The organism is Corynebacterium sp. HMSC059E07 (genome assembly GCF_001814395.1).
GTDB lineage: Bacteria > Actinomycetota > Actinomycetes > Mycobacteriales > Mycobacteriaceae > Corynebacterium > Corynebacterium hesseae.
Genome location: NZ_KV816329.1, coordinates 130714 through 154632, shown reverse-complemented (window position 1 = coordinate 154632; position 23919 = coordinate 130714). Strand labels below are relative to the sequence as shown.

Annotated in this window: 19 protein-coding genes; 13 read left to right on the top strand and 6 right to left on the bottom strand. The window is 58.8% G+C overall.

From position 1 onward, the window contains the following. The first annotated feature begins 78 nt into the window (after positions 1 to 78). The 4 genes from dtd (at position 79) to galE (ending at position 3641) form a co-directional block, all read left to right on the top strand. On the top strand, positions 79 to 555 hold the full coding sequence (dtd, locus tag HMPREF2967_RS09675; protein WP_070686221.1) for a D-aminoacyl-tRNA deacylase: 477 nt from the start codon (positions 79 to 81) through the stop codon (positions 553 to 555). Positions 556 to 693: 138 nt separating this feature from the next. Further along, entirely contained in the window at positions 694 to 1689 is a 996-nt protein-coding gene (locus HMPREF2967_RS09670) for a sigma-70 family RNA polymerase sigma factor (RefSeq protein ID WP_010190233.1), read from the top strand. Between the two features lie 283 nt (positions 1690 to 1972). Then, positions 1973 to 2653, top strand: a complete 681-nt coding sequence (locus tag HMPREF2967_RS09665) for a metal-dependent transcriptional regulator (protein ID WP_070521996.1) — start codon at positions 1973 to 1975, stop codon at positions 2651 to 2653. Positions 2654 to 2657: 4 nt separating this feature from the next. After that, positions 2658 to 3641, top strand: a complete 984-nt coding sequence (gene galE / locus HMPREF2967_RS09660) for a UDP-glucose 4-epimerase GalE (RefSeq protein ID WP_070521993.1) — start codon at positions 2658 to 2660, stop codon at positions 3639 to 3641. On the opposite strand, the gene HMPREF2967_RS09655 is transcribed toward galE, so the two are convergent. Next, the gene (locus tag HMPREF2967_RS09655; RefSeq protein ID WP_070521990.1) at positions 3598 to 4752 is read right to left on the bottom strand and encodes a DUF4192 domain-containing protein; all 1155 of its coding nucleotides are present in this window, start codon (positions 4750 to 4752) and stop codon (positions 3598 to 3600) included. The two genes, galE and HMPREF2967_RS09655, sit on opposite strands and share 44 nt — an antisense overlap. Before the next feature lie 351 nt (positions 4753 to 5103). On the opposite strand from HMPREF2967_RS09655, the gene HMPREF2967_RS09650 reads away from it, so the two are divergent. From HMPREF2967_RS09650 to HMPREF2967_RS09630, 5 genes are all read left to right on the top strand, one after another. Beyond that, positions 5104 to 6123, top strand: coding sequence for a PAC2 family protein (locus HMPREF2967_RS09650; RefSeq protein WP_070521987.1), 1020 nt, complete (start codon positions 5104 to 5106; stop codon positions 6121 to 6123). Positions 6124 to 6225: 102 nt separating this feature from the next. Beyond that, positions 6226 to 8799, top strand: coding sequence for a DEAD/DEAH box helicase (locus HMPREF2967_RS09645; RefSeq protein WP_070686219.1), 2574 nt, complete (start codon positions 6226 to 6228; stop codon positions 8797 to 8799). A gap of 167 nt (positions 8800 to 8966) precedes the next feature. Next, positions 8967 to 9992, top strand: coding sequence for a PTS sugar transporter subunit IIC (locus HMPREF2967_RS09640; protein WP_369816036.1), 1026 nt, complete (start codon positions 8967 to 8969; stop codon positions 9990 to 9992). Positions 9993 to 10020: 28 nt separating this feature from the next. Then, positions 10021 to 10398: a hypothetical protein gene (locus HMPREF2967_RS09635; protein ID WP_070563338.1), complete on the top strand. Its 378-nt coding sequence runs from the start codon at positions 10021 to 10023 to the stop codon at positions 10396 to 10398. A 104-nt stretch (positions 10399 to 10502) separates the two neighbouring features. Next, positions 10503 to 11213 carry a VIT1/CCC1 transporter family protein gene (locus tag HMPREF2967_RS09630; RefSeq protein WP_070563157.1) on the top strand — a complete coding sequence of 237 codons (711 nt, stop codon included), beginning with the start codon at positions 10503 to 10505 and terminating at the stop codon, positions 11211 to 11213. 110 nt (positions 11214 to 11323) lie between these two features. Here HMPREF2967_RS09630 and HMPREF2967_RS09625 read toward each other — a convergent pair whose 3' ends face one another. Both HMPREF2967_RS09625 and HMPREF2967_RS09620 read right to left on the bottom strand, forming a co-directional pair. Beyond that, positions 11324 to 11857, bottom strand: coding sequence for an alkylhydroperoxidase, AhpD family (locus tag HMPREF2967_RS09625; protein WP_070524463.1), 534 nt, complete (start codon positions 11855 to 11857; stop codon positions 11324 to 11326). 43 nt (positions 11858 to 11900) lie between these two features. Then, positions 11901 to 12494: a peroxiredoxin gene (locus HMPREF2967_RS09620; RefSeq protein WP_070524465.1), complete on the bottom strand. Its 594-nt coding sequence runs from the start codon at positions 12492 to 12494 to the stop codon at positions 11901 to 11903. Positions 12495 to 12667: 173 nt separating this feature from the next. Between HMPREF2967_RS09620 and HMPREF2967_RS09615 the strand changes: the two genes are divergently transcribed. After that, the gene (locus HMPREF2967_RS09615; RefSeq protein ID WP_070524467.1) at positions 12668 to 13627 is read left to right on the top strand and encodes a hydrogen peroxide-inducible genes activator; all 960 of its coding nucleotides are present in this window, start codon (positions 12668 to 12670) and stop codon (positions 13625 to 13627) included. 142 nt (positions 13628 to 13769) lie between these two features. Here the strand turns inward: HMPREF2967_RS09615 and HMPREF2967_RS09610 are convergent, their stop codons facing one another. Beyond that, positions 13770 to 14837 (bottom strand): ABC transporter ATP-binding protein, encoded by a 1068-nt coding sequence (locus HMPREF2967_RS09610; protein WP_070524469.1) that lies wholly within the window; start codon positions 14835 to 14837, stop codon positions 13770 to 13772. Between the two features lie 108 nt (positions 14838 to 14945). Here HMPREF2967_RS09610 and hrpA point away from each other — a divergent pair, with 108 nt between their 5' ends. After that, positions 14946 to 18821: an ATP-dependent RNA helicase HrpA gene (hrpA, locus tag HMPREF2967_RS09605; protein WP_070563150.1), complete on the top strand. Its 3876-nt coding sequence runs from the start codon at positions 14946 to 14948 to the stop codon at positions 18819 to 18821. Here hrpA and nrdR read toward each other — a convergent pair. Further along, complete coding sequence (gene nrdR, locus HMPREF2967_RS09600) at positions 18818 to 19276, bottom strand: transcriptional regulator NrdR (RefSeq protein ID WP_010190258.1); 459 nt, start codon at positions 19274 to 19276, stop codon at positions 18818 to 18820. The genes hrpA and nrdR overlap by 4 nt on opposite strands. A 756-nt stretch (positions 19277 to 20032) precedes the next feature. On the opposite strand from nrdR, the gene lexA reads away from it, so the two are divergent. Beyond that, positions 20033 to 20755 (top strand): transcriptional repressor LexA, encoded by a 723-nt coding sequence (gene lexA / locus HMPREF2967_RS09595; RefSeq protein WP_070531375.1) that lies wholly within the window; start codon positions 20033 to 20035, stop codon positions 20753 to 20755. 366 nt (positions 20756 to 21121) lie between these two features. Further along, positions 21122 to 21904, top strand: a complete 783-nt coding sequence (locus HMPREF2967_RS09590; protein WP_070524475.1) for a DeoR/GlpR family DNA-binding transcription regulator — start codon at positions 21122 to 21124, stop codon at positions 21902 to 21904. 98 nt (positions 21905 to 22002) lie between these two features. Here HMPREF2967_RS09590 and ptsP read toward each other — a convergent pair whose 3' ends face one another. Continuing rightward, on the bottom strand, positions 22003 to 23697 hold the full coding sequence (gene ptsP, locus HMPREF2967_RS09585) for a phosphoenolpyruvate--protein phosphotransferase (protein WP_070524477.1): 1695 nt from the start codon (positions 23695 to 23697) through the stop codon (positions 22003 to 22005). Between the last annotated feature and the right edge of the window lie 222 nt (positions 23698 to 23919).

Here is a 23919-nt window from a genome sequence, read left to right as displayed (position 1 = left end):
CCCTCCTTTTCCCTCAAGCCCCTCGCGTTTGTCATCTGAGAAAGAACTCCTCCCCAGAAAGGTCGTGTACTCCCTCCCATGCGTGCTGTCTTAACCCGCGTTTCCGAAGCTACCGTCACCGTAGACAACGACGTTGTCGGCTCTATTTCCTGCCCGGATACCGGCGGCGTCTTAGCGCTCGTCGGTGTTTCTCGCGAGGACGTCGCGGCAGGTTCTGATTCCGGCACTGCCGAAGGACCAACCTTGGAAGAGCGGATGGACACGATGGCGCGCAAAATCGCTGAGCTGCGTATTCTAGAAGGTGAAACCAGCGTGGCCGACAGCGGTGCTCCTGTTCTGGTGGTAAGTCAGTTCACCCTCTACGGGCGAACGGCCAAAGGCAGGCGCCCATCGTGGTCAGATGCCGCACCGGGTGAAGCCGCGCAGCCGGTTATCCAGGGAGTTGTCGCTCGCCTTCGCGAGCGCGGACTCACTGTGGAGGAAGGCCGCTTTGGAGCGATGATGCGCGTGTCCTCCGTCAATGAAGGACCGTTTACCGTGCTCGTTGAGGTCTAGCTTCGGCGCGCCTCCCCCAAAATGGCCTAAAACCTCTCGCACATCCCGGGTGATTAAACATTTTTGGGCCCGTGGGAACTATCTGACGCGAAGGCCCGTTGTAGGGGATGAACCAAGCCGCAACTTAGGAGGCATGAGATGGCCACATCATCCGCTGCTAGCGTCCAGGACGAGGACGGACAGGAAGTTGACCGCGGCTCACGCCGTAACCAGACCAATGACAATCCCTCCGCGGACTTGGTCCGCGTTTACCTCAATGGAATCGGCAAGACTGCGCTGCTGAGCGCCGAGGACGAGGTTGAATTGGCGCAGACCATTGAGGTTGGCCTCTACGCCGAGTACAAGCTTGCCAATGCTGAGAAGCTGACTCGCGCGGAGAAGCGTGACCTGAAGATTTTGGCCCGCGAAGGTAAGAAGGCACGCTCCCACCTCTTGGAAGCAAACTTGCGCCTCGTGGTCTCCCTGGCTAAGCGCTATACCGGCCGCGGCATGCCGCTGCTGGATCTCATCCAGGAGGGCAACTTGGGTCTGATTCGCGCGATGGAGAAGTTTGACTACGCCAAGGGCTTCAAGTTCTCCACATACGCAACCTGGTGGATCCGCCAGGCCATTACCCGCGGCATGGCGGACCAATCCCGGACGATTCGCCTCCCCGTGCACCTAGTTGAGCAGGTTAATAAGCTTTCGCGTATCAAGCGCGAGATGTACCAATCTCTAGGCCGCGAGGCTACGAACGAGGAGCTCGCAGAGGAATCGGGAATCGAAGAGTCCAAGATCGAAATGCTGCTGCGTCAGTCCCGCGATCCTGTCTCCTTGGATATGCCGGTGGGCACCGATGAAGAGGCTCCACTGGGAGACTTCATTGAGGATGCCGAAGCAACGGACGCCGAAACCGCCGTGGTTGCTTCCATGCGCCACTCCGATATCCGCTCCGTCATTGGTTCTTTGGAGGAGCGCGAGCAGGACGTCATCCGTTTGCGCTATGGCTTGGACGATGGGGTTCCGCGCACCCTCGACCAGATTGGCCGCAAGTTCGGTCTCTCCCGCGAACGCGTTCGCCAAATTGAACGTGAGGTCATGGCCAAGCTGCGCGAAGGAAACCGCGCCGATCGCCTCCGCGAATACGCACTCTAAATCTCTTATTCGAATCCTGGCATGAGCCATCGAGCCAGCTACCTGCTAGCCCAGCTGAAACAGCATTGTGGGCTTTGGCGGTCAGTGCTCGGTGGCTTTCGTCGTTCCACAAGGTCCCGCGAGGTTGCCGTGCCCCGTCGAACCCCGCCGGAGGCACAGCGCTGCGCGCTCAATACTTTCGACGAATGCGCTATTGTTTAAGATATTCTCTTAATACATCCTTATTACCGCGTCTAAACCTATGTGGCTACGCACCGCCCACAACGCAGAAAGGTAAGCCCACGTGAGGGACCTAGTTGACACCACGGAAATGTATCTGCGCACCATCTACGAGCTCGAGGAGGAAGGCATCACTCCCCTCCGCGCGCGGATCGCAGAGCGTTTAGAGCAGTCTGGGCCGACCGTATCCCAGACCGTGGCTCGTATGGAGCGCGATGGCCTGCTCCACGTGCGCACTGATCGCAGCCTCGACCTCACCCAACAGGGCCGCGAACTGGCAACCAACGTCATGCGCAAGCACCGCCTAGCTGAACGTTTGCTCACAGACGTCCTTGGACTGGATATCGACAAGGTCCACGACGAGGCCTGCCGGTGGGAACACGTCATGAGTGAAGAGGTAGAAAAGCGCGTCGTCGCGGTATTGGAGGATTCCTCGCGCTCACCATTCGGCAACCCCATCCCAGGCTTGGCACAGTTGGGCACGACCCCGGTGGAGCTCGACTTGGGAACCCGCGCCATCGACCTCCCCACGGGACAAGAAACTGAAGCCACCATCGTGCAAATCAATGAGGTGTTGCAGGCCGACAGCTCGACCTTCGATGATCTTTATTCCTGCGGAATCCAAATCGGTTCGCAGGTGACGGTGGTCAATGAGAGCGGAACCATTACGCTGACGACGAAGTCGGGCCATACTGTCGAGCTTGTCGACGATCTCGCCCACGCCATCCGAGTTAAGGAGAAGTAAGACGATGAAGCTGTTAGTTACCGGTGGTGCCGGATATGTCGGCAGTGTGTGCGCGGCAGTCTTGGTTGAAAAAGGCCACGACGTCACCATCATCGACAACTTCTCTACCGGCAACCGCGAGGCCATCCCAGAGCAGGCACGTCTCGTTGAAGGCGACGTCGCTGATGTCGCCCGTGAGGTGTTGTCTGAAGGTGGATTCGACGGCGTGCTGCACTTTGCGGCGCGTTCCCTCGTCGGTGAATCCGTTGAAGCCCCCGCTGACTATTGGCAACATAATGTCGTAACCACGCTGACGCTCCTAAACGCCATGCGGGAATTCGAGGTCACAAACCTCGTCTTTTCCTCGACCGCTGCAACCTACGGCGAGCCAGCGCAAGTGCCAATTACGGAGTCGATGCCTACGCAGCCAACGAATCCCTACGGCGCGTCCAAGCTCGCAATTGACTACATGATCACGTCCTATGCCACTGCCTACGGCCTTGGGGCGACCTCCTTGCGCTACTTCAATGTCGCCGGAGCCTACGGCACCATTGGAGAAAACCGCGAAGTAGAAACCCACCTCATTCCCCTCGTCCTGCAGGTAGCGCTGGGGCACCGCGACAAGATTTACATCTTCGGCGATGACTACAACACCGCCGACGGCACCGCGGTCCGGGATTACATCCACATCCGAGACCTGGCAGAGGCCCACGTCCTAGCGCTGGAGAGCAACGCCGCAGGAACGCACCGCATCTACAACCTTGGCTCCGGGGATGGCTACTCCGTCAAACAGGTCATTGAGGCCTGCCGCGAAGTAACCGGTCACCCCATCCCGGCTGAGCTTGCACCTCGCCGCGCTGGGGATCCCGCAACACTCGTGGCCTCTTCGGAAAAGATCAAATCCGAGCTCGGGTGGAACCCCAGCCGCACCGATCTGACCACCATCGTGACAGACGCGTGGAACTTCACCCAGCAGCTCGGCGAGCGGGCACATTCTGCGCATCGCTAGCCGCATCCTCTGAATGCTCCTCCCCTTCCCCTATAGCGTTTTCATAGGCTTTGAGGGCGCCTGTATGAATTGAGTCCCGAATCTTTTCGTGCAGGCCATGACGGTATGCCTGGCACAGGAGTGAGCCTAGGCGGTGGCTGGGAAATTCTTCCACGACGAGCTGCAATGCAGGACCCGCGAGGATATCCCACTCCTGTTCCAGCTGCGCCAGCGCAAAGAGAGTCAGCGCGTTTGCCCGCAACTCGCCGCCGAATGTCCGCGCCGCCGCCAGAAGGAGATGCGCTCCCTTTTCGCCCGACGTCGCGCACACGTTCACGACAAGGTCGCGCGTCCACGTCGTTGACAGCCACACAGCACAGGTTGCCAGCAGCTCACTGTCCTGCTCAGCCTCCTCCACCGACGCCACCTGGTGAAGCGCCCACCGAGCATCGTCGAGCAAGTGATCCAAGAGGTCCTTTCGTTTCTTTCCCCGCACAGCTGCTACCTGCGCACGATACTGCGTCGCCGTTTCTCGCGCTTGCCGCGCCAAGGCATCGGCTTCGGCAGCATCCAGATACTGGTTCCCTGCGGCAAAGACAGCAAAGAACTCCTCCCTATTGAGCTCCGGTACAACATTGTGGTCGACGCAAGAGCGCATCGAGGGGGCGTCGGTCAGCGCCGGTATTGTCCCCTCAACCCACTTCTTCATTGGCCCGCTTCCATCCGCGTTGACGGTTCCATGAAGCAAGACATAAGCCTCATGTTTGGTGATTTCCCGGGTATGCCACGCAGCGTCGACCTCCAGCCCGTCCTCGGCGCGGTCTAGGCCATATAGCCAGTGAGCCACCTCCCTGAGCTCGGTGAGGGGACGCTTCGAAATAAGGAATGCAAACACACCTTCGCGGGCGTGCTCGGCCAGTAACGGCGAGATGTCCGCTACTGCCCCTTGGGCATCAGCAATGTCGACGCGAGCAAGCGGGCCCATGGCTGGGCCTCGCGGGGTGGTATCGATAGCCATGAAAACCACCGATTCAGTGGGATAGAAGCCTAGGAGGCCAGGGATGTTTGCGAGGAGGTGACCTGGGGTCGTTATCGGTGGAGTGCGGTCTGTATGCGTTGAGAGTGTGTTCATACCTTGTAGCCTGAACCACACTTACCTCGATTCGCTAGAGCACTAAGACCGTCCACGGCACATCTGTGGATAACGAGTCCGGGCTAGTGCGCAGTCCACTGGAAGTAGCCCCGGTTTTCCACACCCAGCAAGTGGAAACCTGGCACAACCAGCCTCCATATGGCATGCTTGAACGATCATCACTGGTTCTCTGCGGGAGCCCCCGCGCGTACAGACCAGCTTCGCGTTCGCCCCGGACGCCCAGTCGCCTCTGGGAATAGGCGGTAAGCCTTAAGCGTTGCATGTCACAGAACACTGATTGAGGTCGTACGCTCGAGAACAAGCACACGGCTAGAAGGAGGAGTCACAACCATGCAGGAAGAACAGCGCCGCATGTACGAGCTGGAGTACCCCGCTCCAGTGGTCAAGGATGATTCCACTCCAGGCGCAGGCCCCACAATGATCGTTGCCATGAATGGCTACGCCGATGCGGGCCAGGCCGTTGAAGCCAGCGCTGATCACCTCAAAGCCGCGTTGGAAAACCGCCAGCTGGCCTCGTTTAATAACGACGAACTCATTGACTACCGTTCACGCCGCCCTGCCGTCACTATCGACCATGACCGCACCGTGGAAATTGAGAACACGGATTTGGGCATCAAGGTATTGCGGGATAATTCCGGCACACCTTTCTTGCTGCTGTCCGGACCGGAACCGGACTTGCGGTGGGAGGCCTTTACGGATGCGGTAGTGAACTTGGTTGAAAAGTTCGATATCAAGAACACCATCATGCTCTACTCCGCGCCCATGCCGGTGCCACACACCCGCCCCACGGTGGTCACTGCGCACGGCAATGCCCCGGAACTCCTTAACTCTATGGTGCGCATGGAATCCACCATGATGGTCCCCGGCGCAGCCGCCCTGTATATTGAGCGTGCCTTGGATAAGAAGGGCCGCCGCGTGGCCGGCTATACCGCGCATGTGCCGCATTATCTGGCGGCCTCGCCTTATCCAGCGGCCACGCTCCGCCTTCTGGATTCGGTTGCCTCAGCCGTCGACCTCAACATTCCCTTGGGTAGCTTGGAGGCAGACGTGGCTCGCGTCAACCAGCAGCTCGAGGAGCAGGTGACGGATTCTGAAGAGATCGCGGGCGTGGTCCGCCAGTTGGAAGAGCAGTACGACGCTTATATGGAGCGCTACCGTTCCCGCCATCCGCAGGCCATTATGCCGGGTGAAGAGCACATGCCTACGGGCGAGGAGATCGGAGCAGACTTCGAGGCTTTCCTTGCCGGACTCGATGACAACCCAGATATCCTCTCTGAAGACATCGACGACCGCGAGGATAACTACGGGCGAGACGAGGGCCCCGGCTCAGACATGGACGATGATGTCTAACCTCAGATAAGCTCAGCACGCCGCGGCTGTCGAGGGGTCTCGGTCGTTCACAGCCGCAGGGCGGAGACTTGTACTCTAAGGCTTTCGCCTAAGGTGGGACGGGTGAACCTTTCTCAGATGTTGCCCGATCTCGCCGAAGTCCCCGAGTCGATGGTTGATGAGGCCATCTGGGACACGTTTTTATCGTGGACCTCCGGCCGCGGTATCTCGCTGTACCCGGCGCAGGAAGAGGCCTCTTTAGCTATCCTCGCGCAGGATAATGTCATCTTGGCCACGCCTACCGGGTCCGGAAAATCCATGGTGGCCAATGCCGCCCACTTCATAGCTTTAGCGCGAGGGCAGCGCAGTTTTTATACCGCACCTATCAAGGCCTTGGTGAGCGAGAAGTTCTTCGCTCTCTGTGAGATTTTTGGCCCAGAAAACGTTGGCATGATGACCGGTGATGCCACGGTGAACGGTTCCGCCCCCATCATCGCCGCGACCGCGGAGATCGTCGCCAATATTGCACTGCGCGATGGCGCGGAAGCCGCCATCGATCAGGTGGTCATGGATGAATTCCACTACTATTCCGAGCCGGATCGCGGCTGGGCCTGGCAGGTCCCGCTGCTGGAATTGCCGAAGGCACAGTTCTTGCTCATGTCCGCGACCTTGGGCGATACGACGTGGCTGGAGAAGGACTTAACTGAGCGCACCGGACGCACGACGACGCTCGTGGCTGGGACAACCCGCCCGGTCCCGTTGGACTTCTCCTACGTCTTTTCCGCTGTCCATGAAACCATCGAGGAATTGCTCGCTGGTGGCAAGGCACCTGTCTACGTGGTCCACTTCTCCCAGCGCGAGGCCTCAGAGCGCGCGCAAGCATTGACGTCGCTGTCAAAGATCATCACCCCAGAGGAGAAGGAGTCCATTGCCGCTGAGCTCGCGGGATTCCGATTCACCACGACGTTCGGCAGGGACCTGTCTAAGCTGCTTCGTAAGGGAATTGGTGTGCACCATGCCGGCATGCTGCCGAAGTATCGGCGCTTGGTGGAGCAGCTGGCCCAAAAGGGTCTGCTCAAGATCATCTGCGGTACCGACACTTTAGGTGTTGGCATCAATGTTCCGATCCGCACGGTGCTAATGACGGGCCTGGCCAAGTATGACGGAACCCGTCAGCGGATCCTAAAATCCCGCGAGTTTCACCAGATTGCCGGTCGCGCCGGCCGCGCAGGCTATGACACGGAAGGCACGGTCGTCGTAGAGGCGCCGGAGCACGAGATCGAAAACGCCAAAGCGCGGCGGCGCGTGGGCGATGACCCGGCGCGCCTAAAGAAACTGAAGAAGAAGTCCGCGCGCGACGGTGAGGTCTCTTGGTCGGAGCAGACCTATGCCCGGCTTATCGACGCCGAACCGGAGCAGCTCACTTCCCAATTCCGGGTCTCCAATTCCATGCTGCTCAATGTGCTCGCCCGCCACGGCAACGGCTACGAACACCTTAAACACCTGCTGCGTACTAGCCACAACACGCGTGCGCGCCAGAACGAAGACATTTTGACAGCGCTGAGCCTGTTTCGAGGGCTTCTCAATTCAGGCGTGGTTCAAAAATCCACCAAGGGTCTCGATATCTATGGCCGCCCTTACCACGTGGTGCGGGAAATGCCGCGCGATTTCGCCTTGAATCAACCTTTGGGGCCCTTCGCGTTGGCGGCGCTCACCTTGCTGGATCCGGAATCGGACACCTATGCCCTCGACGTCATCTCCGTCTTCGAGGCGGTGCTCGATGATCCTCGCCAAGTCCTGATTGCTCAGCAAAAGCAACGCCGTGGCGAGGAGATCGCGGCGCTCAAAGCAGACGGGGTGGACTACACCGAACGCATGGCCATCGTGGAAGACATCACCTGGCCGAAGCCACTCGAAGAGCTCTTGGAGCAGGCCTACGACACTTTTTGCGAAACCAATCCTTGGGCCAAGGAATTTGAGCTGCGTCCTAAGTCTGTGGTTCGCGACATGCTAGAGAGCGCCATGACCTTCTCCGACCTTGTCGCCACCTACGGACTCGCCCGCTCTGAAGGCGTCATCCTGCGCTACCTCACTGATGCTTGGCGCACGCTCAAGCAGTCGATCCCTGCCGAGTTCCTTACCGAGGAGCTCGAGGACATCATCGTCTGGCTCGGAGAGCTTATCCGCCAGGTTGATTCTTCGCTCGTCGACGAGTGGGCCGAAATGGCCGGCGAGGACTCCCCCATTTCCCAGGCGGACTTGGACCGCGAATTGGCCTTCGGCGTTGAGGATCCCACCGCCTTGACAGCCAATCAGCGTGCCTTTGGCATCATGGTGCGCAACTACTTCTTCCGGCTCGCGCAGCTCTTTGCCTTGGAGAAGGAAGATCGCTTGGCAGATTTGTTGGATTATTTGGAGGAGATCCCCGACTTTGGCCAAGCTCTCGATGACTACTTCGATGACTACGATGACATCGATACTGGGCCAGCAGCACGGGGCCCGGAGTACTTTGTCCTGGACAAGGGCGACAAGGGCGCAGGGGCTCGTGGCGTTGGGGGTTCACGATCGTGGACCGTCCGGCAGATCCTCAAGGACCCAGAGGGGGACAACTCTTACCACATCGTTGGCACTGTCGATTTGGATGCCTCCGATGAGGCTGGTGAAGTCCGGCTGTCCGAACTACGCGTGGAATACTAGGGAATTTAAATACTCCCTTTCTTTGTTATTATTCTCCGTCAACCGCATATTATGCGTATGATTGGGGAATGAGCACGCCACAGCAGATAGACGAACGCCAGCTTTCCCCCATCCCTCACGCTAGCGCCGCGCCCGCGGCCGAGCATCTCACCCTCGGATCCTTCACCATGAAGGTTCTCAACGGCATCTCGATCGCCGTCGTCGTGTCGCTCGTCCCGCAGGCCTTGCTCGGCGAGTTGGCCAAGGCACTGCTCCCCTTCTGGTCCGGCGCGTCCACCGTAATAGCGCTGACGGGTCTAGCCGCCAGCCTTTTACCTGTGATGATTGGTGTCCTCGTAGGCATCGAATTCAAGATGACGCCGATTCAGACCGCAGCCGTGGGCATTGCTTCTTTCTGCGGCTCCGGGGTGGCCACCGTCAATCCCGAAGGCGGCTTCTTCCTCAAAGGCACCGGGCTCGTCATCAACTCTGGATTAACCGCAGCCATGGCAGTTGGTTTGCTCCTCTTCATCGGCGATAGGCTCAAGAACTACTCCATCTTGTTGCTTTCCACCATCGTGACGCTCGTTGCGGGCAGCATCGGATGGGTTGTCACCTTCCCCATCGTCAAGGTCTTTACGCTGTGGCTTGGTGACCTCGTGAACGGTGCGACAACTTTGCAGCCGGTCCTCATGGGCATAGTCCTCGCCGTTCTTTTTGCAGTCATGATCGTCTCCCCAGTCTCCACCGTCGGCATTGCTACCGCCATCTTTATCGACGGCATCGCCTCTGGCACCGCCAACCTCGGGGCCGTTGCCGCAGGGTTCACGCTCCTCGTTGCCGGCTGGCGCGTCAACGGCTTCGCCACCTCCATCCTGCATGTTCTGGGCTCTCCCAAAGTACAGATGGCCAATATGTTGTCCAAGCCGGTCACCTTCCTTCCCGTCATTTGCTCCGCCGCAATCCTGGGCGGCATTGGTGGCGCTCTAGGGATCTCAGGCACACCAATCTCCGCCGGTTTCGGAATATCCGGCCTCATGGGCCCGCTGGCGGCCCTCAATTACGAAGGGTGGGGATGGAGCGCCGGCAACGTGATGATCATTACCTTCGTTTATGTCGTACTTCCCCTCGCCCTTGCGCTGCTCTTTTGCTGGCTCTTTGAAAAGGTTCTGCACTTAACCAAATCTGAATACTTTTCCCTCGATTTCAAGTAGCGACATGGGGAGTACAGTGGGCGCCACTATGACTAACCCAAACTCCCCAGCCACCAGCATCCACCTTGCCGGCGTTCGTTTTGAGACACACGAGGATTCAGTCACTGTGCATTGGCTCCTCGGGGGCATGCCCCACCACCGTGACGTCGTCTTTAAGCTGCACACCCTCGACCTTCAGCTCATCGCCTACTTCGAGCAAGCCAACCTCAGCTCGATGGAGATCGCTTCATACGGAGAAGACACGAGGGACGCCCACCGCCCAGTTGATTATCAATACAACTACTCCCCCGAGGCACTCGCAATCACGCTGCCCACCGCCCACTTTAATCTAAAAGAAGAAGTCTTCACGATGAGCCTGTCAGTGGACGGCATCCCCTGCGGTGAGTGGACCGGAACGATTACCTAAGCCTTCACTCCCTACACACAGCGAAGCCTATACACGCTTTACAGGACTCTGACCAGCGACGATACTGGAGTAAGAGCAGTTCTCTAGGGTTCAAGGAGCTGGAAATGGCACACCATGCCAATGAGCCCCATGGCGATTCACACAACGCGCGGTTAAATTCCCTTCGGGCGGGAGTTCTCGGCGCTAATGACGGCATCGTCTCCGTCGCTGCACTTCTGCTCGGCGTCGTGGGGTCGGGGGCGTCGGCAAGCGCCATCCTTATCGCCGGCTTGGCCGCAACCGTATCGGGAGCCGCGTCGATGGCGCTGGGAGAATATGTCTCGGTGTCAGCGCAGCGTGACTCCGAACGGATGATGATAGCCAAGGAGACCCGCGAGCTGGCAGAGCTTCCTGAACAAGAACACGCCGAACTCGTATCTATGTTGGCCGACTACGGCATGAACACCACTACCGCAGACACTGCAGCACATGAGATCGCCGCCAAAGATAGGCTCTTGGAGGCACACCTGAGGCTGGAAATGGGAATCGATGGTGAGGACCTGACGAACCCTTGGCACGCCGCTTTCTGGTCGGCAGTATCTTTCCTTGCCGGTGCAGCGCTGCCCCTCCTATCAATCTTCATAGCCCCGATGAGCATGGCCGCAGCAGTCGTCGCCGTGGTCACTCTCATTGCCCTGGCGATTACGGGCTACGTGTCTGCTCGCCTCGCCGGTACGAATGCCGCACGTTCCGTCTTCCGCCTCGTCTTTGGTGGAGCGCTCGGGCTAGCCATTACCTATGGCATCGGCGTTGCCTTCGGCGGGGTCATCGGCTAGAAGGCCGCAAACCGCCCCCAGCCCTTTGAGACACAAAAAGTCCCACTCCCCTGTACATAATCACGGGAGTGGGACTTTCTATCGTGCGCCTAAGAAGGCATGCTGTTTATCTACTCAGCGGAACGCACAGCCTCAGCCTGCAGCGCCTGCGCCACAGCCTGAACAACGCCTGCGACCTTGACGCCTTCCCAAATCTGCTCCTTGGTCACGCCCTCCTCCAACAGAGTATTGGCGTGTGCAGTCAAGCAGTGCTCGCAGCCATTGATAGCAGAGACAACGGTGCTCCACAGCTCAAACGTTGCCTTGTCTACGCCAGGCTTAGCAATGATGTTCATGCGCAGACCAAACTTGACCTGAGCGAAATCATCGCCCAACCAGCTCTTTGCGCGGTAGGCCACGTTATTCATAGCCATCACCGTGGCGGAGCCGAGAGCTGCGTCAACTGCCTCTTCGCTGAGGTGCTCGCGGGCTTCCTCAAGAATCTCCTTCAGGACCAGATCATTACGGGTGGCGGCCGCGGCAGCGACCAAGCTGCCCCACAGCTGCTCCTCATTCAGCTCGGTCGTACGCGTGAGCGTACCGATGTTGAGCTTCTGATCCTTGGCATACGCCGGAAGTGCGGACTTCAGGTTGTCGATGGACACTGAGTAACTCCTTTATGGTTGGACGGTTGTGCTTAGCGATGTCTTACAGTGCGGACTGAACGACCTCGAGCTTGTCGATGTTCTTCGTCGGGTCATTAGCCTCCCAGTTGCAGGCACAAACCTCTTCGGACTGCAGCGCATCGAGCACACGCAGAACCTCATCAACGTTGCGGCCGACAGCGTCCGGGGTCACGGACACGAACTGGATAACACCGTCCGGGTCAATGATGAAAGTTGCGCGGTCAGCAACGCCGTCGGCATTCTCCACACCGAGGGCGCGGATCAGGTCGTGGCGGATATCAGAGAACATCGGGAACGGGACTTCCTTCAGCTCCGGGTGGGTTGCACGCCAGTTGAAGTGCGCAAACTCATTGTCGGTGGAGCCGCCGAGGATCTGGGTATCGCGGTCCTGGAATTCCTCATCCAGCTTGCCGAAGGCTGCGATCTCAGTCGGGCACACAAAGGTGAAGTCCTTCGGGTAGAAGAATACAACCTTCCACATCCCCTGGTACTTGTCCAAAGACACCTGCTCGAAGTAATCCTCCGGCTGGTTAGCGTTGACGTCGTGGAGGTCGCCGCCCTTCAGCGCAGTCAGTTCGAACTCTGGGAACTTCTCACCAACGGTCAAGATAGGCATAGAAGATTCAACTCCTTCAATAGTCACAACAATGCACAAAAGTGATGCAAATCTCTACGACCGCACACCATTTTGCCTTTTAGCTGGTACGCAGCCGCTCGCTTGTTAAGTATGCCACGAACCCCCTCGCACGTCAATAGGCCTGATGAATTAGAGATGTTAGAGTTATAGGCATGAACAATAAGGAGTATCGCCCAACCCTCGCCCAGTTGCGCACCTTCGTCACGATTGCGGAGAACAAACACTTTGGCTCCGCGGCCGCCAAACTCGATATCTCCCAGCCTTCGCTCTCCCAAGCACTCGTCGCCCTCGAACAAGGCTTGGGCGTCCAGCTCATCGAGCGCTCTACCCGCAAGGTCATCGTGACGTCCACCGGCGAGGCGCTCCTCCCCTACGCCAAGGCAACGCTCGAAGCGTCCGATGCCTTCCTCAGCCAAGCCCACGGTGCAAGCGGTACGTTAACTGGCCCCCTCACCATCGGAATCATCCCCACCATCGCGCCCTATATTTTGCCGGGGCTACTGAAATCCATCAGCGAAACCTACCCTGATCTAGAACCACGCTTCGTCGAGGAACAGACTCAACACCTGTTAGACAAGCTGCGCGAGGGCAGCTTAGACCTCGCTGTGGCCGCACTGCCCACCGAGGCCACCGGGATGGTCGAGACTCCTCTCTATAGCGAGTCCTTTACCGTCGTAACACCGGCAGGACACCCGCTCGCGGGGCGCGAGGATCTCACACTCGAAGAGCTTGCAGACCTTGACCTTTTGCTGCTTGACGACGGCCACTGCCTCCGCGACCAAGTCCTCGACCTATGCCGTCGCGCCAAGGTAAACCCCTCCGAAGCCACCAATGCCGTCACCCGAGCATCGTCGCTGACCACTATCCTGCAGCTCGTCATGGGAAATCTAGGCACTACCCTTGTCCCTGAATCAGCGCTCGCAACGGAATGCCAAAACCCGCAGCTTGCGGTCGCCCGTTTCGCCCCCACGGTAACAGCGGAGCGCCCGGTTGGACTCGTTTTCCGATCGTCTGCTGCCCGCGCTGATGAATTTCGCGCCTTTGGCTCTTTGGTCACCGCCGCCTTCCAGGACGCTGCGGAACGCTCCCGAGCCCTCTTCCCGACCTCGTAATTCGAGCCCCCCCAACTCTGATGGCATTAAAAACTACAACGCCGCCCTTGGCTTACCTCTTGTAGCCCGGCCCGCCTCGGTAGGCGGTGGCTAAACAAGCGGAAAGCTTAGGCGGCGTTGCGTTATAGGTCTGGTTTAGACCTTAAGCTGCGGGAGCATAACGACCCTGGCACTGGCGGCACAGGTGCGCTGTCGCCAGCTGAAGGGCCGGCGCGATAATAATCAGAGCCAAGCCCAAGGTAATAAGGGACGCGAAACCCAAGAGGCCAGACAGGACAATAAACAGCAAAAGGTGGCTGTAGTTTTCCTTGCCCAGCTTGAGTCCCTGGGAGAAAGCCTCGCCGATCGAGGAAGTATCGGCTGCCAACCAGGGCATGAGGGTAAAGAAGGGCTGAATAAACAGCGCAATCAACATCACTACAAGGAGCCCACCAAAGATGGAGCCAACGAGCGCGAAAACATCGCTCTGGCTGAGCTGCTCTGGGTTCTGGAGGTCCGTACCTTCCACACCGCCGAGGACCACCATAAACAGGACGACGATGACGATCACCAGGGCAATCGCTGCGAGAATGCCCAAGACAAGATTCACTACCAGCGGCGGCACCCAGCGAACTCCCTGGAACAGGGTTCCCCATGTGGGGCTCGGCTTATCGATTTCACGGTAGGCCAAACGATAAACAACCAGAGAAATGACAAAGGACAGGATAGACACCGCGAAGGAGAAGAGGTCCAACATGACGGAGGTCTCCGCCCCATCGGCACTCTGCGCACCAACGCTGATTCCAACTTGTGGGACAAACTGAATAGCAAGCACGACGACGGCTCCCAACACCCACAAAAGTGCGTTGCCGAGCGCGGCCTTGAATCCCCATTTGATCGCTTCGATAGCGCTGACTGGACCCGTATAGGCCGGACCGGCACCTGGGCCGAGGCCCTCTTGACCGGAGCTATTCCCATAGCTCGCACCGGCATAACCCGGCTGGCCAGCATCGTACCCACCATAGGACTGAGAGCCGTAAGCTCCGCCGCCATAGTTGCCATAGTTGCCGGATTGACCGAAACCAGCCTGGTCTTCTGGGTGGCTGGTGGGTTCATACTTTGGAAGTCCACCAGTGTTCCCGGAGGAATTACTGGGGCCGTTCTGCGGGTTGCTTCCGAACCCTCCGTTGGAGCCGTTGTCCTCCGGATTCGAACCAAAAGGATTAGTCATTGATTGTGCCCTTCTTTAATCATTGTTCACACAGTCACCACGAGGGTACCAATTTCTCTACCTGGACCTGTGAGCGACTAGCCTTCCGAGTAGACTTTTAGGTCAACTATGACTGCTACTCGCGAAGATCTTTACGGCGCTCTCACAACAGTTTCTTTGAGTGATGAGCGCGCATTCCGTCGCCGCCTGCGCAAGGCTCGTTCTCCCAAGGCCCTGGCTGCGATCCAGGCCGATATCACAGCCGCCCAAGACAAGGTGAGCACCATCGATGCCAACGTGCCGCCGATTACCTACCCCGAGGAGCTTCCCGTCACCGGACGCCGCGACGATATCGCCGAGGCGATCGAAAAGAATCAGGTAGTCATCATCGCTGGTGAAACCGGTTCGGGAAAGACCACACAGATTCCAAAAATCTGCCTGGAACTCGGCCGCGGCCGGCGGGGGCTCATTGGCCATACCCAGCCGCGGCGACTAGCAGCGCGTACCGTCGCCGAGCGCATTGCAGAAGAACTTGATCAGTCCATCGGGGACACAGTCGGCTATGCCATTCGCTTCGATGACAAAGTCTCCTCCACCACCGCCGTGAAGCTCATGACCGACGGCATCCTGCTGGCAGAGATGCAGCGCGACCGTTTCCTCAATGCCTACGACACGATCATTATCGATGAGGCACACGAGCGCTCACTCAACATCGACTTCCTCTTGGGCTACCTCAAGCGGCTGCTTCCCAAGCGTCCGGATCTGAAGGTCATCATCACCTCAGCAACGATTGATCCCGAGCGCTTCGCCGAACACTTCGCGGACGCTGGGGGCAAACCTGCCCCCATCATCGAGGTCTCCGGGCGCACCTACCCCGTGGAGATCCGCTACCGCCCGCTCGAGGTCGAATCGGGTGGAAAGACCATCGACCTCGATCCTCTCGACGCCCTCTGCGAAGCCATCGAGGAGCTCATGGCCGAAGGCGAAGGAGATATTCTGTGCTTCTTCCCCGGAGAGCGCGATATCCGCGACGCCATGGAGGCCATCGAGGGGCGCCACTGGCGCAACGTGGAGGTCACTCCGCTCTTCGGACGCCTGTCCAACCAGGAACAGCATCGCGTTTTCCGCTCGCACCGCGGACGGCGCATCGTGCTCTCCACCAACATTGCTGAGACCTCATTGACGGTGCCGGGCATTCGCTACGTCGTGGATACGGGAACGGCGCGTATATCGCGCTATTCCACGCGCACCAAGGTGCAGCGTCTCCCCATCGAGCCGGTCTCCCAGGCAAGCGCCAACCAGCGCTCGGGCCGCTGTGGCCGCGTTGCGGATGGCATCGCCATCCGCCTGTACAGCGAGCAGGATTTCCTATCCCGCCCGGAGTTTACGGATCCCGAGATTCTGCGCACCAACCTGGCCAGCGTCATCCTACAGATGATTTCGCTGCGCCTTGGTGACATTGCTGACTTCCCCTTCGTCCAACCCCCTGAGCGGAAGGCCGTACGAGACGGCCTACTTCTTCTGCACGAACTGGGCGCCCTCGAGGGCAAAGAAAAAGACGGACTACCTGTCCTGACCCGAATAGGACGCGATCTTGCCCGCATCCCCGTAGATCCACGCATGGCCCGCATGCTGGTCGAGGCCAAGACTTCCGGGTGTCTCCACGACGTCATGGTCATCGTTGCTGCCATGACGATCCAAGATGTGCGCGAGCGGCCGAGCGACAAGCAAGCTCAAGCCGACCAGGCACATGCCCGCTTCAAGGATAAAACCTCCGACTTTGTGGCCATGCTCAACCTGTGGGACTTTGTCCAGGAAGCTCGCGATGAGATGAGCGGCAATGCTTTCCGCAAACGGATGAAGGCCGACTTCCTGCACTATATGCGCATCCGCGAGTGGTTCGATCTGGTGCGGCAGCTGCGGGACGTCGCCAAGCAGCTCGGGTGGAAAGCCCAGGAAAGCACAGAGCGTCGCCCCGATGACATCCATATGGCCTTGCTTTCTGGACTGTTGTCTAATATCGGCGCGCGTGATGGCAACTCTAAGGAGTTCATTGGTGCACGCAATACCCGCTTCCTCGTCTTCCCCGGATCGGCACTGGCAAAGAAACCGCCCGAGTTCGTCATGGCGGCTGAGTTGGTGGAAACGTCGCGCCTGTGGGCGCGCGACGTTGCTGCCATCGACCCAGCATGGGTTGAAAAGCTGGCGAAGGATTTGCTGAAGCACAACTATTCTGACCCGACGTGGTCGCGAAAGCGCGGCTCTGCGGTCGTCACCCAACGCTCGACGCTTTATGGCGTCACTGTTGTCGCCGACCGGACCGTGCCCTATCACCGCGTGGATCCTGAGGCAGCGCGCGATATGTTCATCCGTAACGCGCTAGTCGACGGCGACTGGACCACCCACCACCACTTCTTCCACGACAACAAGCGCAAACTCGCCGAGGCCTCCGAATATGAGGAGAAGGCCCGCCGGCGCGGACTCGTCGTGGACGAAGACACTCTCTTCGATTTCTACGATCAGCGCATCCCTGCGTCTGTCACCACCGCCCGGCATTTCGATTCCTGGTGGAAAAAGCAGAAGAACAAACATTCCTTGGACTTCGACCCAGAAGCTCTTCTCGAGGAGGACCACGATGTCACCGAGGATGCCTTCCCCGACCGCTGGTTGAAGGGAAGCATCGACTACGACTTGTCCTACAAGTTCGAGCCGGGAGACCCGCTCGACGGTGTCACACTCATGGTTCCCGTCCCGCTCCTCGCGGGGTTGGACACAGAAGGCTTCGATTGGCTGGTACCGGGCCTACGTCTAGAGCTCGTAACTGAGCTTATTCGCTCGCTGCCGAAGGCTCTTCGACGCACCGTGGTTCCGGCACCCGAGTTCGCTGAACGCGCGCTGCCCAAGCTCTTGCCCTATGAGGGCACACTCACCGAGCAACTCGCTGCGGTTTTGCAAGAGATGGGCGGCCAAGGCATCAATGCCGGCGATTTCCGCCCCGACCAGCTCCCTCCGCATCTGCGCATGAACTATGCCGCAGTGGACAAGCGGGGCAAGGTCATCGACTCAGACCGCAACCTGCAGGCTCTAGTCCAACGCCAAGCCGGCCACATTTCCTCCTCGGTCTCACGCGTTGGCCGCGCCGCCGAATCCACTGCGGTCAAGGAATGGACGGAGGATACACTCGGCGCCATCGATGAGGAGGTGGTAACCGTCGTTGATGGACACGAGGTCACCGCCTACCCCGCGCTCGTAGCGACCAAGGATGGCGTGGCGCTCAAGGTCCATCCCACCAAGGCGGCTGCCGACGCCTCCATGATCACCGCCACCCTAACCTTGCTGCTCCGGGAAATTACGGTGAATACGCAGCAGATGGTCAAAGGGCTTCCTCTACAGCAGCGGGTAGCCGTCGACTCCTACCCCCACGGCGGGGCGGAAGGACTTGTCAGCGATGCCCGGGTTGCCGCAGTACGCGACATCATGATGGAAAAGGGCGGCCCGGTGCGCACCCCCGGTGACTTCAATGCATTGCTCAACGCGGTCAAACCGGAGGTCCCGGGCAGAGTGCGCCAGGCAGTCGTTGCAATTGCGCCGGGCCTAGCAGAGTATTCCAATCTGAATGCTGAGCTGAAGCACTGGGAGGGGCCGGCCATCGATGATATTCGGGCCCAGCTCAATTTCCTATTGCCCGCGCACGCCATCACCGTCCACGGGATCCAGCACCTGCGCCATTTACCGCGCTATATCCAGGCCGCGCGCATCAGACTTGAGGAAATGAACGTGGACCCGGACCGCGATGCTGACCGGCAGGCAGACGTCGACGAGGCCAAAGCCTATGTGGCCAATCGGTTGCGGTCCCTGCCTCCTGGCCGTGAAAAGACGCGTGAGGTTAAAGACATCTACTGGATGATTGAGGAACTGCGCGTATCGCTCTTCGCACAACGCCTGGGCACTGCCCACGCGGTGTCTTTGAGGAGAATCCAAAAGGCAGTGGATAAATTACGCTAAAAGCTATCGCGGTCGCGCCGACGCATGAGGCGGATTTCTGATTCAAAGTCGTCGGCGCTTTCAAAAGACTTATACACGGACGCAAAGCGCAGGTAGGCCACTTCATCGAGATCTCGCAGAGGTTCCAGGATGGCAAGGCCGATGTCATTGGCGTTGACTTGCGAGGAGCCGTGACTGCGCACGGTCTCTTCAACTTCTTGAGCGAGCTTCTTCAAAGCATCATCGCTAACGTCGCGCCCCTGGCATGCGCGTTTGACGCCTCGGATCAGCTTGTCGCGGCTGAACGGCTCAGCCAAGCCATTTCGCTTGACTACTGACAAGACTGCTTTCTCGATGGTGGTGAATCGACCTTTGCACGCGGCGCATTCGCGACGCCGCCGGATCGAGGTTCCGCTGTCGATCACGCGCGAGTCAATAACGCGTGATTGTTCGTTGTGACAGAACGGGCAATACACAGTGCCGTATCCTTCCTTTCGACCAATGCGCACATGCTGCTGGCCCAAGGAATTCTAGCGCGAAGACACGACCGTCGTGGACGAAGAGGTGCTCGCACTGTCAACCTCACTATCGATACTGAGGCCACCCCATACTGTGCCGATGAATACCGCGGCGCCAAAGACTGCTCCGAGCACATAGTTACCTACGTTCGACCGACTACGACGGCTGCCCGATGTTGCTCCGGCGGCCGAAACCTGGGAATTCACCGGAATTTCCGGACGGCACTGTGTTCTATCGTTTACGGCAAGAGTTCGAACACGAGACGGCCCATATGGAAGGTTGCGCGGGGCATCAGACGTGATCGACCGAGACTGAGCGGGATCCCAAACCGCCGCTGGCGGCACTAGCACAGCCCGATTGCTAGACTTCTCGAGGGACACCCCGCGCAGTACAGAGGCATTGTTTAATGCGATAGCCATGACGGTTCCTTTCTAGGTCTTCCTTATTCATTAAGACAATGCCCGAAGTGTACGAACAAAGCCCGACATCTTCGAACATCAACTTCGATCAACCGTTCGATTTGGTGCGTATGTTCGATTTATAGCAGGCCTTCGAAAATTTGTCCACACTCGGGCGGCGTTAGTCGAACATTTTTTCTTTCCGTGCTAAAAAGGGAAGCGGAAGTATCACCAGCAGCCCACCCCCATTTATGTCCGGCACACCAAAGCCGCGCACATCATCTCTGCACACCCCGACAGTTCCTAGGAGCAAGAATGGCCCGCAATCCGAAGCGAAGCGACCACCCTTCCCTCGATTCACTATCCCCTCGCCAACGCCGCATCTTGGAAGTAATCCATGACGCCGTCATGTTGCGCGGCTATCCGCCAAGCATCCGCGAAATCGGTGACGCAACAGGCCTCCAGTCCACCTCGTCCGTGGCCTATCAGTTAAAGCAGCTGGAAGAGAAGGGCTTCCTTCGCCGCGATCCAAACAAGCCACGAGCTGTTGATGTGCGCCATTTCCCCGGCGCCGACGACCCCAAAAAGCCCGGGCGCAAGACCGGGCAGGCAATCGCACCATCGGGAACCTCCACCCCTGACGCGCCCGAAGACGCCGCCACCCCAAACTACATTCCTGTTGTGGGCCGCATTGCCGCTGGTTCCCCCATCACCGCCGAGGAGAACATCGACGCCTACTTCCCCATGCCGGGTGAAATCCTAGGCAGCGGCGAACTATATATGCTGCAAGTCGTGGGAGATTCAATGCAGGATGCGGGAATCCTCAACGGGGATTGGGTTATTATTCGCTCGCAGTCTGTTGCAGAAGAAGGCGAGTTCGTAGCCGCGCTTTTGGATGGTGAAGAAGCGACCGTGAAGGAATTTCACCGAGATTCCTCCGGTGTATGGCTCCTCCCCCACAACGACGCCTACTCACCCATCAAGGGCGATGAAGCCGAAATCATGGGCAAAGTGGTATCCGTGTTCCGCAAACTCTAGAAACCATCCACCTCAGCGCTCCCTCAGGCCTTCCCCGCTCCACACCAATCACCCACTCGGTGCGGGCGAACCGGACTGGGGGATTGTTTCTTTTTACCCCCTTGTGTGTGTACATGCCCGATTTCGACCGTTTTAGCGTCCGAGATCACACATTCGGATACTTGCAGTACAACTATAGGTTTTAGTGACTAAGGCACGCATTCGATGTGAGCTTTTCTTTGTTTAGTTCCGTTTTGTTCGCATTCAGTGGGACAATAGAAGTATCGCCACAACATCCGTTGTTCTTTTCGTTCACACGCCCCAGCCCCTTTTCCTTCACCGGCGGGCGCAGTGACCACCACAAGGCAGACTTCATTTGGAGGAACCATGTACGCAGAAGAGCGTCGCCGACAAATTGCGTCATTGACCGCTGTAGAAGGACGAGTCAATGTCACCGAGCTCTCCGAGCGCTTCGATGTCACCGCTGAGACGATTCGCCGCGATCTCGCAGTCTTGGACCGAGAGGGAGTTGTGCACCGAGTTCATGGCGGTGCAGTCGCCTCCCAATCCTTCCAGACCGCCGAATTCACCCTTGATACTCGCCAACGTTCGGCCACAGGCGCCAAGATGGCCATCGCACGCGCCGCACTGGAGCAGCTTCCTGACGGCGGCAGCATCTTTCTCGATGCCGGAACCACCACGAATGCGCTTGCCGATCTCATAGGCCAGCGCTACTCGGCCGGGCAATTCAGCATTGTGTCGAATAGTCTCCCGATCGCTCTTTCACTAGCCAGCAACGGGGTATCTGACGTCCAGCTGCTTGGCGGCACGGTGCGCGCGATTACCCAGGCCGTCGTCGGTGACACTGCGCTTCGCACCATGGCCCTGATGCGTGCCGACGTCGCCTTTATCGGAACCAATGCGCTAACCATTGACCACGGGCTCTCCACGGCCGATTCGCAAGAGGCGGCTATCAAATCAGCATTCGTCACCAATGCACACCGCGTTGTCGTGCTGTGTGATTCATCGAAGTTGGGCAACGACTACTTGGTCAGCTTTGCATCACTCGATGAGATTGATGTCGTCATTACCGACGCTGCCGCCCCCGATTCCTACGTTGAGGCTCTGCGCGAGCACGGCATCGAGGTGATTGTCGCCGCGGACAAGTAGGCGCTTTCACCAATAGATCAATTCAGCACCCATAGATCAATTCAGGAGGTGTGCACCCCGCATGATGAGGGCGCACACCTCCTGTGCAATTCAGCGCTCTAAGCGGACTGGTATTCCTCCAGCAGCGCAATCACTGCGGCACGAGCGTCCGCTGGGCTTTCGGCGTTGACAGCCGCCTCTGCCATCTTCTGGCACTGCTCAAGGCTGAGCTCAGCCAGCTGCGCACCGACGCCAGCAACCGCAGTCGACGCCGCCGACAGCGAAGTCACACCTAGGCCAGTCAACACGCAGGCAAGCATGGGATCAGCTGCGGCTTCGCCACAGACGCCAACCGGAACGTTGTTATCGCGCCCCACCACGCAGGTGTGCTGAATCAGGCGAAGGACAGCAGGCTGCCACGGATCGGTCAAGTAGGCCAGCTGCGGCGACAGACGGTCCGCGGCCATGGTGTACTGCGTCAGATCATTGGTACCAATGGACACGAAATCGAGGTGCGGCATGATGGTATCCGCCATCAAGGCTGCGGCGGGAACCTCAATCATCGCACCGGCAGTCAAACCGCGCTCGCGGCACAGACCAGCGAACCATTTCGCTTCCACTGCTGTAGCCACCATCGGCGCCATAACCCACGTCGTAGCCCCATCTCCGCGCTTTTCCGCGGCTTGGGCGATAGCGTCGAGCTGACGAGTCAACAGCGCCTCGTTGTCGCGGGCGATGCGCAAACCACGAACGCCCAATGCGGGGTTTTCTTCCGAGTCCAAGGTGGCATAGGAAATCGGCTTATCCGAACCGGCGTCGAGCGTGCGTACAACGACCTTGGACTCCGGGAAAGCGTTGAAAACCTTGCCGTAGATGCGCGCTTGCTCCTCGACGGTCGGTTCCTCGCTGGCAGAGAGGAAGGACAGCTCCGTGCGGTATAGGCCGATGCCTTCTGCCTGCGAGTCAGAGGCAATGCGGGCCGCGTTTCCGTCAGCAACGTTGGCCAGCAACTGCACGCGATGACCATCCTTGGTCTGGGCTGGTCCCCGCCACTGGGCAACTCGTGCCGCCTTCTCACGGTATTCCTCCACGGCCTTCAGCGCGGAGGCACGATCTGCACCCAGGGACACCGATCCTACGGAGCCATCGACGAAGAGCTGGGTGCCAGCCTCAATCGTTCGCAGCTTAGCGCCCACTGCCACGATGCAGGGAAGATCAAGCTGGCGAGCAATAATTGCGGTGTGGCTGGTTGGCCCGCCAAGCTCGGTCACGAGCGCCTTGATGTGAGTGGTGTCCAAGGTTGCGGTATCCGCCGGGGCTAGATCGTCAGCCAGCAGTACAGCCTCTCCTTCGACCATGGGTAGGCCCGGCTCTTGCTCACCGCGCAGCTGAGCAATCACTCGATCGCGCACGTCCTTGAGGTCCGTCGTGCGCTCAGCCATGACGCCGCCGGCGGCCTCAAACATGGTGACAAACCTGTCCGTGGCCCCCACAACTGCATACTCGGCGTTCTTACCGCCGCGAATACCCTTGCGCACTGCCTTGTGCCAGCCTCGATCCTTGACCATTCCGGCGGTTGCGCCAAGAACTTCAGCCGCTTGGCCTTCGGCCCCAGCTGCGCGCTGTTCTAACCGGCTAGCAACCATATCTACCGCTTCGAGGAAGCGATCGTATTCGGCATCACGTTGCTCTTCCGCCACGGTTTCTCCAGCCGTGGGCAGTTCTGGGCGTGGGCGGACCCACACCGCCTCAGCGTATGCAACGCCAGCGACGACGCCGGTGCCTTTAATGATGGATGGGGATGCGTTTTCCATGACACATTTCCTTACGGAGACGATGTTTTCTCTTTCCAGATCATCACAAGTCGGCCAAAAATGCAACGAAACCCACAGTGATTCCATTGACATTCGGACACATACGGGCAATAATCAACATTAAGCAACATTAATTTCACGCTGACAACGGGCAATCCGCACCGAAGCTCTTGTTCACGCCGCTGAGGCGCGTTTGCCCCCAATATACGCACTCCGCGAAAG

What these genes read in the sequence shown, in the direction of transcription:
- dtd (WP_070686221.1), top strand. Translation starts at nt 79, where the DNA reads ATGCGTGCTGTCTTAACCCGCGTTTCCGAAGCTACCGTCACCGTAGAC.
- HMPREF2967_RS09670 (WP_010190233.1), top strand. Translation starts at nt 694, where the DNA reads ATGGCCACATCATCCGCTGCTAGCGTCCAGGACGAGGACGGACAGGAA.
- galE (WP_070521993.1), top strand. Translation starts at nt 2,658, where the DNA reads ATGAAGCTGTTAGTTACCGGTGGTGCCGGATATGTCGGCAGTGTGTGC.
- HMPREF2967_RS09655 (WP_070521990.1), bottom strand. Translation starts at nt 4,752, where the DNA reads ATGAACACACTCTCAACGCATACAGACCGCACTCCACCGATAACGACC.
- HMPREF2967_RS09650 (WP_070521987.1), top strand. Translation starts at nt 5,104, where the DNA reads ATGCAGGAAGAACAGCGCCGCATGTACGAGCTGGAGTACCCCGCTCCA.
- HMPREF2967_RS09640 (WP_369816036.1), top strand. Translation starts at nt 8,967, where the DNA reads ATGAAGGTTCTCAACGGCATCTCGATCGCCGTCGTCGTGTCGCTCGTC.
- HMPREF2967_RS09635 (WP_070563338.1), top strand. Translation starts at nt 10,021, where the DNA reads ATGACTAACCCAAACTCCCCAGCCACCAGCATCCACCTTGCCGGCGTT.
- HMPREF2967_RS09630 (WP_070563157.1), top strand. Translation starts at nt 10,503, where the DNA reads ATGGCACACCATGCCAATGAGCCCCATGGCGATTCACACAACGCGCGG.
- HMPREF2967_RS09620 (WP_070524465.1), bottom strand. Translation starts at nt 12,494, where the DNA reads ATGCCTATCTTGACCGTTGGTGAGAAGTTCCCAGAGTTCGAACTGACT.
- HMPREF2967_RS09615 (WP_070524467.1), top strand. Translation starts at nt 12,668, where the DNA reads ATGAACAATAAGGAGTATCGCCCAACCCTCGCCCAGTTGCGCACCTTC.
- HMPREF2967_RS09610 (WP_070524469.1), bottom strand. Translation starts at nt 14,837, where the DNA reads ATGACTAATCCTTTTGGTTCGAATCCGGAGGACAACGGCTCCAACGGA.
- hrpA (WP_070563150.1), top strand. Translation starts at nt 14,946, where the DNA reads ATGACTGCTACTCGCGAAGATCTTTACGGCGCTCTCACAACAGTTTCT.
- lexA (WP_070531375.1), top strand. Translation starts at nt 20,033, where the DNA reads ATGGCCCGCAATCCGAAGCGAAGCGACCACCCTTCCCTCGATTCACTA.
- HMPREF2967_RS09590 (WP_070524475.1), top strand. Translation starts at nt 21,122, where the DNA reads ATGTACGCAGAAGAGCGTCGCCGACAAATTGCGTCATTGACCGCTGTA.
- ptsP (WP_070524477.1), bottom strand. Translation starts at nt 23,697, where the DNA reads ATGGAAAACGCATCCCCATCCATCATTAAAGGCACCGGCGTCGTCGCT.